Annotated in this window: 17 protein-coding genes and 3 tRNA genes; 12 read left to right on the forward strand and 8 right to left on the reverse strand. The window is 63.8% G+C overall.

What is annotated here, in order from left to right:
- Positions 1 to 21 precede the first annotated feature (21 nt).
- From rsmB to AB1Z25_RS00945, 5 genes are all read left to right on the forward strand, one after another.
- Complete coding sequence (gene rsmB, locus AB1Z25_RS00925) at positions 22 to 1272, forward strand: 16S rRNA (cytosine(967)-C(5))-methyltransferase RsmB (protein WP_486636409.1); 1251 nt, start codon at positions 22 to 24, stop codon at positions 1270 to 1272.
- The gene (locus tag AB1Z25_RS00930; protein ID WP_233246632.1) at positions 1259 to 1831 is read left to right on the forward strand and encodes a DUF4390 domain-containing protein; all 573 of its coding nucleotides are present in this window, start codon (positions 1259 to 1261) and stop codon (positions 1829 to 1831) included. The genes rsmB and AB1Z25_RS00930 overlap by 14 nt, the downstream gene beginning before the upstream one ends.
- The gene (locus AB1Z25_RS00935; protein ID WP_107797874.1) at positions 1831 to 3939 is read left to right on the forward strand and encodes a sensor histidine kinase; all 2109 of its coding nucleotides are present in this window, start codon (positions 1831 to 1833) and stop codon (positions 3937 to 3939) included. The genes AB1Z25_RS00930 and AB1Z25_RS00935 overlap by 1 nt, the downstream gene beginning before the upstream one ends.
- Positions 3939 to 5207, forward strand: coding sequence for a sigma-54-dependent transcriptional regulator (locus tag AB1Z25_RS00940; protein WP_019100015.1), 1269 nt, complete (start codon positions 3939 to 3941; stop codon positions 5205 to 5207). The genes AB1Z25_RS00935 and AB1Z25_RS00940 overlap by 1 nt, the downstream gene beginning before the upstream one ends.
- A gap of 227 nt (positions 5208 to 5434) precedes the next feature.
- Positions 5435 to 6190 (forward strand): HesA/MoeB/ThiF family protein, encoded by a 756-nt coding sequence (locus AB1Z25_RS00945; RefSeq protein ID WP_486636410.1) that lies wholly within the window; start codon positions 5435 to 5437, stop codon positions 6188 to 6190.
- Between the two features lie 49 nt (positions 6191 to 6239).
- On the opposite strand, the gene AB1Z25_RS00950 is transcribed toward AB1Z25_RS00945, so the two are convergent.
- From AB1Z25_RS00950 to AB1Z25_RS00970, 5 genes are all read right to left on the reverse strand, one after another.
- Positions 6240 to 6725 (reverse strand): TlpA disulfide reductase family protein, encoded by a 486-nt coding sequence (locus tag AB1Z25_RS00950; protein WP_107797876.1) that lies wholly within the window; start codon positions 6723 to 6725, stop codon positions 6240 to 6242.
- Positions 6726 to 6780: 55 nt separating this feature from the next.
- Positions 6781 to 7194, reverse strand: coding sequence for an acyl-CoA thioesterase (locus AB1Z25_RS00955; protein WP_107801583.1), 414 nt, complete (start codon positions 7192 to 7194; stop codon positions 6781 to 6783).
- 70 nt (positions 7195 to 7264) lie between these two features.
- Positions 7265 to 7633 (reverse strand): VacJ, encoded by a 369-nt coding sequence (locus AB1Z25_RS00960; protein ID WP_107797877.1) that lies wholly within the window; start codon positions 7631 to 7633, stop codon positions 7265 to 7267.
- A gap of 20 nt (positions 7634 to 7653) precedes the next feature.
- A complete protein-coding gene (locus tag AB1Z25_RS00965; RefSeq protein ID WP_486636411.1) occupies positions 7654 to 8514 on the reverse strand; it encodes an energy transducer TonB in 861 nt (286 codons plus the stop codon).
- Positions 8515 to 8654: 140 nt separating this feature from the next.
- Positions 8655 to 9122, reverse strand: a complete 468-nt coding sequence (locus AB1Z25_RS00970) for a Dps family protein (protein ID WP_107797879.1) — start codon at positions 9120 to 9122, stop codon at positions 8655 to 8657.
- A 101-nt stretch (positions 9123 to 9223) separates the two neighbouring features.
- On the opposite strand from AB1Z25_RS00970, the gene AB1Z25_RS00975 reads away from it, so the two are divergent.
- Positions 9224 to 9520, forward strand: coding sequence for a DUF167 domain-containing protein (locus AB1Z25_RS00975; RefSeq protein WP_107797880.1), 297 nt, complete (start codon positions 9224 to 9226; stop codon positions 9518 to 9520).
- Here the strand turns inward: AB1Z25_RS00975 and AB1Z25_RS00980 are convergent.
- Positions 9514 to 9951, reverse strand: coding sequence for an FxsA family protein (locus tag AB1Z25_RS00980; protein WP_474455458.1), 438 nt, complete (start codon positions 9949 to 9951; stop codon positions 9514 to 9516). The two genes, AB1Z25_RS00975 and AB1Z25_RS00980, sit on opposite strands and share 7 nt — an antisense overlap.
- A 257-nt stretch (positions 9952 to 10208) precedes the next feature.
- Between AB1Z25_RS00980 and AB1Z25_RS00985 the strand changes: the two genes are divergently transcribed.
- From AB1Z25_RS00985 to AB1Z25_RS01010, 6 genes are all read left to right on the forward strand, one after another.
- A tRNA-Lys gene (locus AB1Z25_RS00985) sits at positions 10209 to 10284 on the forward strand.
- Positions 10285 to 10321: 37 nt separating this feature from the next.
- Positions 10322 to 10397: transfer RNA gene (locus AB1Z25_RS00990), tRNA-Lys, on the forward strand.
- A gap of 25 nt (positions 10398 to 10422) precedes the next feature.
- Positions 10423 to 10498 (forward strand) — tRNA-Lys (locus AB1Z25_RS00995).
- 246 nt (positions 10499 to 10744) lie between these two features.
- A complete protein-coding gene (locus tag AB1Z25_RS01000) occupies positions 10745 to 11326 on the forward strand; it encodes a biliverdin-producing heme oxygenase (RefSeq protein WP_227106529.1) in 582 nt (193 codons plus the stop codon).
- Positions 11323 to 11769 (forward strand): YbaN family protein, encoded by a 447-nt coding sequence (locus AB1Z25_RS01005; protein WP_199225783.1) that lies wholly within the window; start codon positions 11323 to 11325, stop codon positions 11767 to 11769. The genes AB1Z25_RS01000 and AB1Z25_RS01005 overlap by 4 nt, the downstream gene beginning before the upstream one ends.
- A gap of 35 nt (positions 11770 to 11804) precedes the next feature.
- Positions 11805 to 12134 carry a hypothetical protein gene (locus tag AB1Z25_RS01010; RefSeq protein WP_227106531.1) on the forward strand — a complete coding sequence of 110 codons (330 nt, stop codon included), beginning with the start codon at positions 11805 to 11807 and terminating at the stop codon, positions 12132 to 12134.
- Here AB1Z25_RS01010 and AB1Z25_RS01015 read toward each other — a convergent pair whose 3' ends face one another.
- Together AB1Z25_RS01015 and pyrE are read right to left on the reverse strand one after the other, a co-directional pair.
- Entirely contained in the window at positions 12135 to 12728 is a 594-nt protein-coding gene (locus tag AB1Z25_RS01015; protein ID WP_486636412.1) for a DUF4124 domain-containing protein, read from the reverse strand. It abuts the gene before it with no gap.
- On the reverse strand, positions 12728 to 13372 hold the full coding sequence (pyrE, locus tag AB1Z25_RS01020; RefSeq protein ID WP_235084877.1) for an orotate phosphoribosyltransferase: 645 nt from the start codon (positions 13370 to 13372) through the stop codon (positions 12728 to 12730). Before pyrE ends, AB1Z25_RS01015 begins: the two co-directional genes overlap by 1 nt.
- Positions 13373 to 13388: the final 16 nt, after the last annotated feature.

Genomic DNA, 13388 nt, shown 5'->3' on the forward strand with positions numbered 1-13388 from the left:
ATGGTTTGATAGAAAGCACCCATGCATCATATTCAGCAATTGGCCGCCAATATTCTGTTGCGCGTCGAATCCGGAACCAATCTGACCGAGGCCTTGGCCGAGGCTCAACGCAAGGCGCCGGAGTTGACGCCGTCCGAGCGCGGCGCTTTGCAGGATCTGGCCTACGGCAGCCTGCGCCACTTGGCGCGGCTGCGTTTCTACCTGCGCCAACTGGTGGCCAAGCCCTTGCCCGAGCCGGTGCTGGAGCGGGTGCTGATCGTGGCCTTCTATCAGCTCTCGCACACCCGCGCCGCCGAGTACGCGGTGGTGAACGAGGCGGTGACCCTGGCCAGCCGGCTGGCCAAGGGCAATTTCAAGGGTCTGGTCAACGGGGTGCTGCGCAACTTCCTGCGCCAGCGCGCCGCCTTGGAACGCGCGGCGGAAAAGGACATCGAGGCCAGCTTCAACCACCCGCTATGGTGGATCAAGGGCTTGCAGCGCGCCTATCCGGACGCCTGGCAAGCCGTGCTGGACGCCGACAACGGCCATCCGCCGATGACTTTGCGCGTCAATCGCCGCCATGGCGACGCCGCGGCCTATCTGGAACGGCTGCGAGCCGCCGGGCTGGACGGCGAGGCTTTGGACGGCGGCTCGATCACGCTGACGCGGCCGGTCAATGTGCGAGACTTGCCGGGCTTCGCCGACGGCGAAGTCTCGGTGCAGGATTGGGGCGCGCAGCAGGCCGCGCACTGGCTGGACCTGCGCGCCGGCCAAAGGGTGCTGGACGCTTGCGCGGCCCCCGGCGGCAAGACCGGCCATATTCTGGAGAGCGCCGATGTCGAAGTGACCGCGCTGGACATCGACGAACAACGGCTGCAGCGCGTGGCCGACAATCTGGAGCGCATCGGCGCGACCGCGCGGCTGCATGCGGCCGACGCCGGCCAGCCGGATGGCTGGTGGGACGGCCGGCCCTTCGACCGCATCCTCGCCGACGTGCCCTGTTCCGCCAGCGGCGTGGTGCGTCGCCATCCGGACATCAAGTGGCTGCGCCGCCCCGGCGATTTCGCCGCGTTGGGCGTGCAACAGGCCGCCATGGCCGACGCGCTGTGGCCTTTGCTCGCCTCGGGCGGCAAAATGCTTTACGCTACGTGCTCCATTTTCCCCGAAGAGAATCAGCAACAGCTAGACTCCTTTCTGAATCGCCATGCGGATGCCGCGTGCCTGAGACAGGAGCAGTTGCTTCCTTGTGAGCGTCATGACGGCTTTTATTACGCGTTGCTTGAAAAACGTTAGCCTGCTGCTGTGCTTGCTGGCCGGTCTCGCCATGGCGGCGCAGGCCGAAACCATCAGCTCGCGTCGGGCTGAGGCCGAGGTGACGGCGGACGGCCAGTTGTCCGTCAGCACCCGGTTTCAGACGCGCTTGACGCCCAGTCTCAGCGACGCGCTGGAACAGGGCGTGGTGCTGCCGTTCCGGCTGGAGTTCCAGCTGACCAAGCCGCGTTTGACCGCTTACTATCTGAATTTCAGCGAGTGGTTCGATCCGCACGCCCAGTTGGGCTTCAAGCTGTCCTATCAGTCCTTGACCAATCGCTACCGCGTCACCATCGGCAATCTCTCCAACTACTACCCCACCTTGCGCGAAGCGCTGGGCGCAGTGGGCGCTATCCAGGGCTGGCGCGTGCTCAATTCCGGCACCCTGGACCCGCGCGCCTCGGGGCGCGTGGCCGGCCAGGTGCGGCTGTTGCTGGACATCGGCGAACTGCCCAAGCCCTTTCAATTGAACGCGCTGGGCTCGTCGGACTGGTCGCTGTCGTCCGACTGGGTCAAGCTGGACGTGAAGGACGGCGGCTGATGCGTTACGCGGTGATTGCGCTGGCGACGCTGGGCGCCATCCTGCTTTATCTGCTGGCCTTGGCCACCGGCAACGCATCCAAACTCAACGAATACTACTGGTGGGTGTTCGGCCTGAACGGCCTCCTGCTCGCCACGCTGCTGGGCGTGGTGGCACGGCAGCTGCTGCGCCTGCGTCAGCGGGTGCGGCAACGGGTGTTCGGCGCCAAGCTGACTCAGAAGCTGGTGATGATGTTCGCGGTGGTGGCCCTGGTGCCGGGCATCCTGGTGTTCACCGTTTCCGCCCAGTTCCTGACCCGCAGCATCGAAAGCTGGTTCGACGTCCGCGTCGAGTCGGCGCTGGACCGCAGCCTGGGCTTGGCGCGCAACTCGCTGCAGTACGTGCAGGAAGACCTGGGGCGCCGCACGCGTTCGGTGCAGGACGATATCGAGTCCTTGCCGGAAGGCCTGCTGCCGGCGCGGCTGGAGCGCTTGCGCGAGCAACTGGGATTGCGCGAGCTTGCTGTCTATAGCCGCAGCGGTCAGCTGCTGGCCTTCGCCGGCGGACTCAGCGAGCGAGTGCCTCCTCCGCTGTCGCGCGAGAGCATAGGCAAGCTCAAACCGCGCCAGACGCTGGACAGCTTCGAGAACGACGGCGGCAGCGGCCTGGTGCTGAAATCGCTGCTGATTTACCGCAATCTGGACAGCCAGCAACGCGTGTTGCAGGCCCTGCAATCCGCTCCCGGCCGTATCGCCCAGGACGCGGAGCAGATCGAGACCGCGCGCGCGGAGTACCGCCAGCTGCTCTTGGGCCGCGAGGGCCTGACCACCTTCTACATGCTGACGCTGGCGCTGTCCGCGCTGCTGGCGTTGACCGCGGCGCTGGCCTTCGCCTTATTCCTGTCAGAGCGCCTGTCGGCGCCCTTGTCCGAGCTGGCCGCCGGCACCCGGGCCGTGGCGCAGGGCGACTTTTCCAAGCGCCACCCGGTATACCGGCGCGACGAGCTGGGAATGCTGACCACCTTGTTCAACCGGATGACGCAGCAGCTTGAGGACGCGCGCCACGCCGCGGACCTCAGCCGCAGCGAACTGGAAAGCAGCAAACTTTACCTGGAAAGCATTCTGGCCAACCTGAGCGCCGGGGTGATCGCCTTCGGCGCCGATTGGCAGCTGCGCGCCGCCAATACCAGCGCCTCGCGCATTCTGGGCGTGGATTTCGCCGAGGTGTCGGATCAGGATTTCCCGCACTGGGCCACCTCGATTCCGGCGGTGGCGCCGCTGGTGGAGTGCGTGCTGGAGTACGCGTCCAAGAACAGCGACAGCGACTGGAAAACCCAGCTGAACTATTTGACGGTGCAGGGCGAGCGCACCTTGCTGGTGCGCGGCGCCCATCTGCCGGAGGCGTCTGCGGTGGGCTATGTGGTGGTGTTCGACGATATCACCGAACTGGCGCGCGCCCAGCGCGACGCGGCCTGGGGCGAGGTGGCCAAGCGGCTGGCGCATGAGATCCGCAACCCGTTGACGCCCATCCAGCTATCGGCGGAACGGCTGGCGATGAAGCTGCAGGACAAGCTGGCCGGCGCCGACGCCGACATGCTGCGACGCTCCACCGACACTATCATCAAGCAGGTGGGCGCGCTCAAGGCCATGGTGGACGCTTTCCGCGATTACGCGCGCGCGCCGCGCACCAAGTTGACCGAATTGGACCTGAATCAAGTGGTGCGGGAGGTGATGGCTCTTTACGAATCCAACTCTGCTGTTAAGATGGCGCTTGATGAAAGGCCGTTGATGATCATGGCGGATGCGGCATTGTTGCGGCAGGTTTTACATAACCTGATTCAGAACGCGCAAGATGCGGTCCTTGACGTTGACATCCCGATGATTCAAATTAGCAGCCGAAAAGAAGAAGGCTATGCGCTCGTTTGCGTGGAGGATAACGGTCCGGGCTTTGCTCCGGAGATCCTGCAACGCGTGTTCGAACCCTATGTGACCAGCAAGACCAAAGGTACCGGTCTTGGCCTGGCGGTGGTCAAGAAGATTCTTGAAGACCATCACGGGCAGATCAAAGTGGGTAATCTCGAACCGAATGGCGCGCGCATCCTTCTCTCCCTGCCATTGCTGGAGGCCTAATGCGTAGCAGCGATATTTTGATTGTTGACGACGAGATCGGTATCCGTGAATTGCTCTCCGAGATACTGCAGGATGAGGGGTACACCGTCGCGCTGGCGGAAAACGCCGAGGTAGCCAGACAGTTGCGCAACCAGACGCGTCCGGCGTTGGTGTTGCTGGACATTTGGATGCCGGATTGCGACGGCGTGACTTTGCTCAAGGAATGGGCCAAGTCCGGTCAGCTGAACATGCCGGTGGTGATGATGTCCGGTCACGCCAGCATAGACACCGCGGTAGAGGCGACTCGCATCGGCGCTTTCGACTTCCTGGAGAAGCCGATCGCGCTGCAAAAGCTGCTGACCACGGTGCAGCGGGCGCTGAAATACGGCGATATGCAGGCCAACACCTCGCTCAATCTGGACAAGCTCGGCCGCAGCGAGCCGATCCAGGAGCTGAAGCGGCAGCTGGAACGCGTGGCCAAGGTCAAGTCGCCGGTGCTGCTGACCGGCGAACCGGGTTCCGGCTTCGAACTGGTGGCGCGCTTCTTCCATCAGGGCAACACCCCGTGGGTGACGCCGGCCAAGCAGGAGCAATTGGCGGACGCCCCGCTGGAGCTGCTGCAAAAAGCCAATAATGGCGTCTTGTTCCTGCCGGAGATCGGCCAGTACGGCCGCCGCGTGCAACAAGGGCTGCTGTTCCTGCTGTCCAAGCTGGACCGCTTCAATGTGCGGCTGCTGTGTTCCTGCAGCCGCCCGTTGCAGGAACTGCTGGTGGATCCCGAGTGCGACAACCGCCTGCTGACGGCCTTGTCCAGCGTGATCGTGCCGATTCCGCCGCTGCGCGAGCATTCCGAAGACATCATCTTCATCGCCGAGCAGATCCTGACCGAGCTGGTGGAGTCCAAGCAGGTGCCGGCCCGCAAGCTGACCACCGCCGCGCTCAATGCGCTGCGTCAGTACGACTGGCCTGGCAACCTGGAGCAGCTGCGCAGCATCATCAAGAGCCTGGCGCTGACCTCGGAGTCGGACGAGGTGGACGCCGGCGAGGTCAACAAAGTGCTGGCGCAGTTCCGCCATGAGAAGCCGGTGGAGGAGTCCGGTTTCGACTTCAACATGCCCTTGCGCGAGTTGCGTGAACAGCTGGAGCGTCGTTACTTCGAGTACCATATCTCGCTGGAGAACGGGAATATGAGCCGGGTGGCGCAGAAGGTGGGCCTGGAGCGCACCCATCTGTACCGCAAGCTCAAGCAGCTGGGCATCAAGTTCGCCCGCAAGACGGTGGAAGAATAAGCCCGCGTTTCCGTTAGAACCGTTCAAAGTCTCGCGAGCAAGAGCGAGACAAGGCGAAAATGACTGAAGAAGCGGAATGTACATACGGTACATGAGCATTCTGAAGGTATTTTCAACGCCGTATAGCTGAAGCGCAGCAGACTTTGAGCATAAGGCCAGCCCGGATACGGCTGGCCTTATGCTTTGGGCGATGGCGCGGCGGCGGCGTTCGGATTAGGCTAGCAATCATGATTGAACTCAACGACGAGGCGCTATTGCGCTACAGCCGGCACATTCTGCTGCCGGAAATCGACATTGCCGGCCAACAGCGGCTAAACCGGGCGCGTGCGCTGATCGTCGGCGCCGGCGGATTGGGCTCGCCGGTGGCGCTGTACCTGGCCAGCGCCGGCGTGGGGCGGATCAGCATCGCCGACGACGATGTGGTGGAGCTGTCCAATCTGCAGCGTCAGATCGTTCACGACAGCGATAGCCTGGGGCGTTTGAAGGCCGAGTCCGCCGTCGAGAGAATGCGCCGCATCAACCCGGAGGTGGACGCGCGGCCGCTGGCGCGGCGGCTGGACCAGGCGGCCCTGGAGGAATTGGCCGCCGGCCACGATCTGGTGCTGGACTGCAGCGACAATTTCGCCACCCGTCACGCGGTGAACCGCGCCTGCGTCGTCGCCGGCACGCCGCTGGTGTCCGGCGCCGCGGTGCGTTTCGCCGGCCAGCTGGCGGTGTTCGATCCGCGCGACGCGGCGTCTCCCTGCTATCACTGTCTGTTTCCGGACGAGGGCGAGGCCGGCGACGGGCCGTGCGCGACTTTCGGCGTGCTGTCGCCGCTGGTGGGGGTGATAGGCAGCTTGCAGGCGGTGGAGGCGGTCAAGCTCTTGGCCGGCATCGCGCCGCGTTTGGGCCGGCTGACCCTGTACGACGGGCTGAGCGGAGAGTTCCGCCAGATCAAGGTGCCGCGGGATCCCGCTTGCGCGGTGTGCGCCGCGCGATGAAAAACGCCCCGTTTGACCGGGGCGTTGGTTTTTCCGGGGCGAGCGGGCATCACAGATGCTGCTGCACCAGCTTGCGTACTTCCTTGAAGTCCATCACGCCGACGTAGCGCTTGATGATCTTGCCCTGTTTGTCGATCAGGAAGGTGGTCGGCGCCAATTGGATGTCGCCGAAGGCCTTGGCGATCTCGCCATTGCCGTCCAGCGCGACAAAGAAGGGCAGCTGGTATTTGTCCACGAAGCTCTTCACGTAATTGGGCGGATCGTAGCTCAGCGCCACCGCGATGGTTTCATAGCCCTTGCCGGCGAACTCCTGATGCATTTTCTTGATTTCCGGCATTTCCTCAACGCAGCCCGGGCAGCTGGTGGCCCAGAAATTGACCAGCACCACCTTGCCCTTCAGCGATTCGGTGCTGGCGGTCTGGCCGCTGAGCGAGGTGTAGTTGACCTGGGGCGCCGGCGAGCCGGCGAACAGCGTCATATAGGCGACGACGGCGACCAGCGCGATGCCCAGCAGCGCGAGCAGACCTTTCTTCATTTCCTTATCCTGCGGTAAGGTCCGGGCGCGGCCCGGACGGTTCATGCCATGGCGATCAAGCCTGTTCGGCCAGCATTTGTTCCAGTAGTTCCTTCAGCTTGCCGTCCAGCGCCACCGCCTTGCCTTGTTTGGCGTCAAACACCGCGAAAGTGACGTCGGCTTCGGCCACCAGCTTGCCGCTGCCGACCAGGGTGACGCGTTGATGCATCACCGCGCTGCGGGTGCCTATCGATTTGACGCCGGTGTCGATTTGCAGCTCGTCGCCCATGGTGGCCGGGTAGCGGTAATCGATATTGATGTTGACGACCACCAGCGCCAGGCCGGACTGCAGGAACCAAGGCAGGTCGCCGCGGCTCTCGAAGTAGTTCCAGCGCGCCTCCTCCAGAAACTCCAGATAGCGGGCGTTGTTGACATGGCCGTACAGGTCCAGATGATAGCCGCGCACTTTGATCTTGGTATTGTGCTGCATGATGGTGTTTTCCCCTTTGCTCGTGATGGCGCGCTGCGCCGCCATGGACGGCGACGCCGCGGCGCCCATGTTATTCGCCCAGTTCCAGCGGCACGAAGGCCTCGCGCTCCAGCGCCTCGTCCACCAGATCGGTGACGATGGAATGGATTTCCAGCGAGAACCATTGCTGGAACAGTTCCAGCGACAGCTCTTCCGGCCACAGGCTGTCGTCGTCGCACCAGTCGGACAGCTCGGCTGCGAATAATTGCTGGTAACGCTCGAAAACAAAGGCTTGGGCGTCGGCGTAATCTTCCGCCGCCGGAATCAGCAGCGCGTTGCAGTCCTGGCCCAGGTGCTGCAGCGAGATTTCCTCGTCCAAGCCGCCGGGCAAGGATTGCAGCCAGGCGTGGAAGGGGGCGAGGGGGCGGATCAGGGCGATGCTGCGATTGACTTCGTACATGGAGATTCCTTGATGATGTGTCAGCGACTGGACAGTTGATTGTCGCGAGTGAAAACGAATTTCTGGCGGATGCGTTGCGAGCTGGATTGCTCCGCGAGCGAGGCCGGGAACGGCGCGTAGGGCGCGGCCAGTTCCACGATGCGGCGCGCGGCTTCGTCCAGCACGTCGAAGCCGGAGCTGCGCAGCACGCGCACGTCGCGCAGGCCGCCGTCGGCTGCAATCAGCACTTCCAGCGTCACGGCGCCGTGAATGTTCTGGCGGCGGGCGGCTTCCGGGTAGTTGAGGTTGCCGATGCGCTCCACTTTCAGCCGCCAGTCTTCCTGGTAACGGGCCCAGGGGTAGCCGCGGGCGCTTTCGGCCAGCTTGCCCTGTTTGCCGCCGCTTTCCTGCTCCTTGTCGGTCAGGCCGCTGTCGCCCAACTGCCGGCTCAAGTCGCCGACCTGGGCCAGCAGGCTGCCGGCGCTGACATGTCCGACCGTGCCGGACTGCGCGGCCGGCAGCGCCGGTTTTTTGCCGGCGTCAGGGGGCCGGGCCATGGTTTGTTGCCGCGGCGATGCGTCGGCGGGTTCGGGCGTGCCGGGCTCCGCCGGCGCGGCGACCGGCTTCGCGCGATGGCTGGCCAGCTTGTCGGTCTGAGCGCTATTGCCGGCCCCCAGATTGTTCTGCTCCGCCAGCCGGCGGGTTTTGGGCGTCTGGCGGCTGGGCGTCTGGTTCAACTGCACATTGATGATCTGGGCGGAGACGGGCGCGGGCGGGCTGGAGCGTGGACGAATCTCCAGGCTGAACAACAGCGCATGGACCAGCAGCGAAGCGAGCAGCGTCAAGCCCAGCGGCAGCATGGTGGCGCTGGAAGTCGAGGGCGAGAGCGGACTAGTGGACATGGGTGGCTGTTGTGTTGGCTTTCACCGGGTAAGCGGAGTTCGCCGCAGGCGGAACCGGGCGCAGCTGAAAGTGTAGCACGGCGGCCAGTAAAAACGCCGCGCTGAGCGCGGCGTGGCGATGCATCAAGCGTGCGGGCGTATTATTTTTCCAGCAGGCTGCGCAGCATCCAGGCGGTTTTCTCGTGAACTTGCAGGCGCTGGGTCAGCAGGTCGGCGCTGGGCTCGTCGGCGGCGCGTTCCACCACGGCGAAAATGCTGCGCGCGGTGCGACATACGGTTTCATGGCCGTCCACCAGCTGGCGGATCATCTCCTCGGCCTTGGGCGGGGCGCCGGCGGCTTCCTGGATCGCGGTCAGCTTGGCGTAGTCGGCATAGCTGCCCGGCGCGTGGTGGCCCAGCGCGCGGATGCGTTCAGCCACGGCGTCCACCGCCAGCGCCAGTTCGTTGTACTGGGTTTCGAACATCAGGTGCAGGGTGTTGAACATCGGCCCGGTGACGTTCCAGTGGAAGTTGTGGGTTTTCAGATACAGGGTGTAGGTGTCGGCCAGCAGGCGGGACAAGCCATGAGCGATTTCCTGGCGGTCTTGTTCGTTGATTCCAATATCCATCGCGATATCCTCATAAGTGAAGGGAGAGCGGAAGCCTCCCGTCGGCTGACGCCGGCGCGGCGGCTTTTGGACTACACTCTCCCGTTTTGCGGGAAAAAATCATGAAACCTTGGCTGGACTGCCGCAACGGCGCTGTCCGTCTGACGCTGCATGTGCAGCCCGGCGCCAGGAAAACCGAGGCGGCGGGCGAACACGGCGACTGCCTGAAAATACGTTTGGCGGCGCCGCCGGTGGACGGCAAGGCCAATGCCGCGCTGTTGGCCTGGCTGGCGCAGCGCTTCGCCGTGGCCAAGCGCGACGTTCAACTGCTGTCCGGCGACAAGAGCCGGCACAAGGTGGTCTTGCTTCAGTGCGAGATCACCGAGGAAGACGCGCTGCGGCGGCTGGACTTTCAGTGAAGGCGCCGGTCGGGCGGCGTGGTTTTGTCCACCCGGGTATATTCTCCATCGATGATGTCGGGGTCGGCGGCGGGTCCGGGTCCGGTCGCCGCGCGAGCGTTGACGGCAATGCTGGGGCCTTTGAAAGGCAGCAGCAATAGTACGGCGGCCAGGTCGCTGATGACGCCTGGTATCAGGAACAGCACGCCGGCCAGCAAATAACGCAGCGGCCAGAGCAAGGAATACAGCGATACGCGGTCGCCCTGGCGCATCACGCTGCCCAGGGTGAACAAGGCGCCGATCTGCTGGTTGCGCAACATCCACAAGCCCAGCAGCGAAGACAGCACGACGAAAACGAAGACGGCGAGCCCGCCGAAGTGGTCCGCCAGCGCCACCAGGGCGGCGATTTCAGCGAAGGGGTACAGCAACAGCAGGATGAGGAAGGTGCGCATGGGCAACTGAATCCGGTAAGTGGGTTTCGCGATCAGGCGGCGGACGCGTAAACCTGATCCCTTGTTGTACACATGGGTATGGCTTGGCGGCTTTCAAGGCCGGTCTGGAATTATCGTTCGGGCTTAGATGATATCGCGGCGCTTCGGTTCCCGTTTCAAGCGGGCTTTTCCGTCCGTGCCGCTGTCATTGTCATGAAAAAAAATGCAAAAACCCGTTGACGACCCTGAACTGTTTCATTATAGTTGCGCTCTCTCTTGGGTCGTTAGCTCAGCTGGTAGAGCAGCGGACTTTTAATCCGTTGGTCGCAGGTTCGAATCCCGCACGACCCACCAGTTTCCGATACCGGAAATTGCCAAGAGTTTTGTTTGGGGGTCGTTAGCTCAGCTGGTAGAGCAGCGGACTTTTAATCCGTTGGTCGCAGGTTCGAATCCCGCACGACCCACCACGACAAACTCTTAGCGCCCAGGATCGGGTCGTTAGCTCAGCTGGTAGAGCAGCGGACTTTTAATCCGTTGGTCGCAGGTTCGAATCCCGCACGACCCACCAAATATATAGCAATCAGGCCAGTTCGCGAGAACTGGCCTTTTTGTTTTCTCTCGCTTCCCGTGTTTCCCTCTGCTTTAGCGTTTGCCGGTTTTCCCGGGTCTTTCTCGCGGACATGTCTTTGTCGTGGTAAATTTGATAATGATTGTAAGAATCATTCGCATTATAATGGCGAGTTATTCGCCTCTTCCCGACGTCCGCGCCGCCGCGCGCAGGCGCCGGGATCGCATCAAACAGGAAACACAGAGCATGACTACCGTTGTCGAGAAAACCCGCACTCAGGACTTGAAGGCCCGCACCCACGAAACCCACGACGCGCTGGACCAGCGCATCATGGCGAATCAGCCGTTCGCCACCCGTGAAAACTACGCGCGCTTCCTGCTGGCGCAATACCGCTTCCTGCGCGACGCCGACGCGCTGTATGACAATCCCGAGCTGGCCCGCCTGTTCCCGGACCTGGCCGAGCGCCGCCGTTACGACAGCATCGCCGCCGATCTGCGGGATCTGGACCGCCCGCTGCCGGAATTGCGCGAAGCGCCGATCAGCAGCACGCTGGATGTGGCCAGCGCGATGGGTTGGCTCTACGTGGTGGAAGGTTCCAAACTGGGCGCGGCCATTCTGTACAAGCTGGCCGGCAAACTGGGCCTGGACGAGCATTGCGGCGCTCGCCATCTGGCCGGCCACCCGGACGGCCGCGCCCGCCACTGGCGCGCGTTCACCGCGGCGCTGGACGGTCTGCAGCTGGACGAGGCGGCCGAGCAACGCGTCACCGCCGGCGCGGTGGCCGCTTTCGCCTGCATGAACAGCCATCTGGACCAGGTGTACGCTTGAGTCAGCGTTTGCGGCACCCCGCGGTGCGCTGGCTATACCTGTGCGCCGGCGTGGCGATGCTGGCCTTGGGCGTCATCGGCGCCTTGCTGCCGGTGATGCCGACCACGATTTTTCTGATTTTGGCCTTGGCTTGCTTCAGCAAGTCCTCTCCGCGGCTGGAGCAGCGGCTGCTCGCGCATCCGCGTTACGGGCCGGGCCTGCGCCGCTGGCGCGAGCACCGCGTGGTGCCGGTCAAGGCCAAGTGCTTCGCCGCCATGGGCATGGGCGCGGGTTTCGCCGCCTTGTTGCTGGCGCGGCCTCCGCACTGGGTGCCGTGGCTGGTGGGGGCGATCGAATTGAGCGTCTTGCTGTACTTGCTGTCGCGGCCTTCGCAGGCGATCGAACCGGCCGGGACGGCCGCGGCGCCCCAGCCGGATTTAGCCAAAACCCCGCCGCCGCGTTAAGCTTGCGCATCGATACCGAAAACGGGAGCTGTGTGATGAGGGTAAACGGAATCGTCGCGGCCTTGGCCGCCCTGGCCTTGCCTGCCTTGGCTGTGGCGCAGACGGCGGACGAACAGTTGCTGGCGGCGCAGATGTACTACCAGCAAGTGCGAGGCGCGCAGCAGAAGGCGGACGCGCGTTTGACGCAGGCCGAGTCCGACAAGCTCAAGGCGGAGCAGCGACTGAGCGAGGCTCAGGCGGGCTTGAGCGGCGCCACGGCGGAACTGGAGGCGGCCAAGTCGGCTCAGGCCGCGGCGGCGCAGACCAGCGAGGCGGCCACCAAGGCCTTGAACGAGGCTTGGCAGCGCAAGGACGGCGGGCAGTAGTTAGCCGCCGCGCAATTGCCGGTAGCGGTTGAGGTCGTTCTGAGTCTTTTGGCGGAAGGCGGCCAGCTCCTGCTGCTTGGCGGCGATTTGCCTGGCCAGTTCGGCTTGCTCCGCCTGCAGCACGTTCAGATTGCGCTGACTGTTTTGCGGAGGGGCTTGTTTGTTGCGCCGGCTTTGCGCAATGTCTTGCTGAATGCCTTGAATTTGCAGCGTCAGGCCGCGAGAGCGCTGTTGCAGCGCGTCCAGCGCGCTTTGTAGCACGGCCTGCTGTTTGGCGCGCTCGGCCTGCAGTTGCTGCAGGTTGGCGTAGCTTTCCACCAGCGCGTTGTCGCGGCGGGTGTTTTCCAATTGCAGGGCGTCGCGTTGTTTTTGCGCGGCCTCGGCGGCTTCGCGCGCCTGGCGGGCGGCGGGGCTTTCCGCCGGTTTGGTGACGGCGCCCTGCTTGGACAGCTCGGCGACGCCCTGCTGCTGGCTTTGCAGCGGCGGGGAGTCGCTGTAATGCACCTTGCCGGATTCGTCCACCCACTTGTAGAGGCCGCCGGCGTAGACGGCGGTTCCCAGTATCAGCAGCGCGAGTCCGGCAAGCGGTTTCATCAGTCGTTGACTCCGTATTGCGCCCGGTAGGCGCGCACCGCGTCCAGGTGCGCCGCCAGTTCCGGGCTGTGTTCCAGGAAGCCGAGCAAATCTTTCAGCGTGGCGATGGCGATGACCGGCAGGCCATGTTGCTGGGCCACTTCCTGCACCGCCGACAATTCGCCGCTGCCGCGTTCCATGCGGTCCAGCGCGATGGCCACCCCGGCCGGTTCGGCGCCGGCGGCGCGGATCAGCTGCACCGATTCGCGCACCGAGGTGCCGGCGGAGATCACATCGTCGATGATCAGGACCTTGCCTTGCAGCGGGGCGCCCACCAGGGTGCCGCCTTCGCCGTGGTCCTTGGCTTCCTTGCGGTTGTAGGCGAAGGGCACGTTGCGACCCTGTTCCGCCATCGCCATGCAGGCGCCGGCGGCCAGGATGATGCCTTTATAGGCCGGGCCGAACAACATGTCGAATTGCACGCCGCTTTCCAGTATCGACTTGGCGTAGAAGCGCGACAAGTGCAAAGTGGACAGACCGTCGTTGAACAGGCCGGCGTTGAAGAAGTAGGGAGACTTGCGGCCGGCCTTGGTGATGAACTCGCCAAACTTCAAAACCTGCTTGTCGAGCGCAAAACGAATAAAATCCTGACGGAAATCGCTCATCATTACTCCTTATTAA

The organism is Chromobacterium sp. HL1 (genome assembly GCF_057418835.1).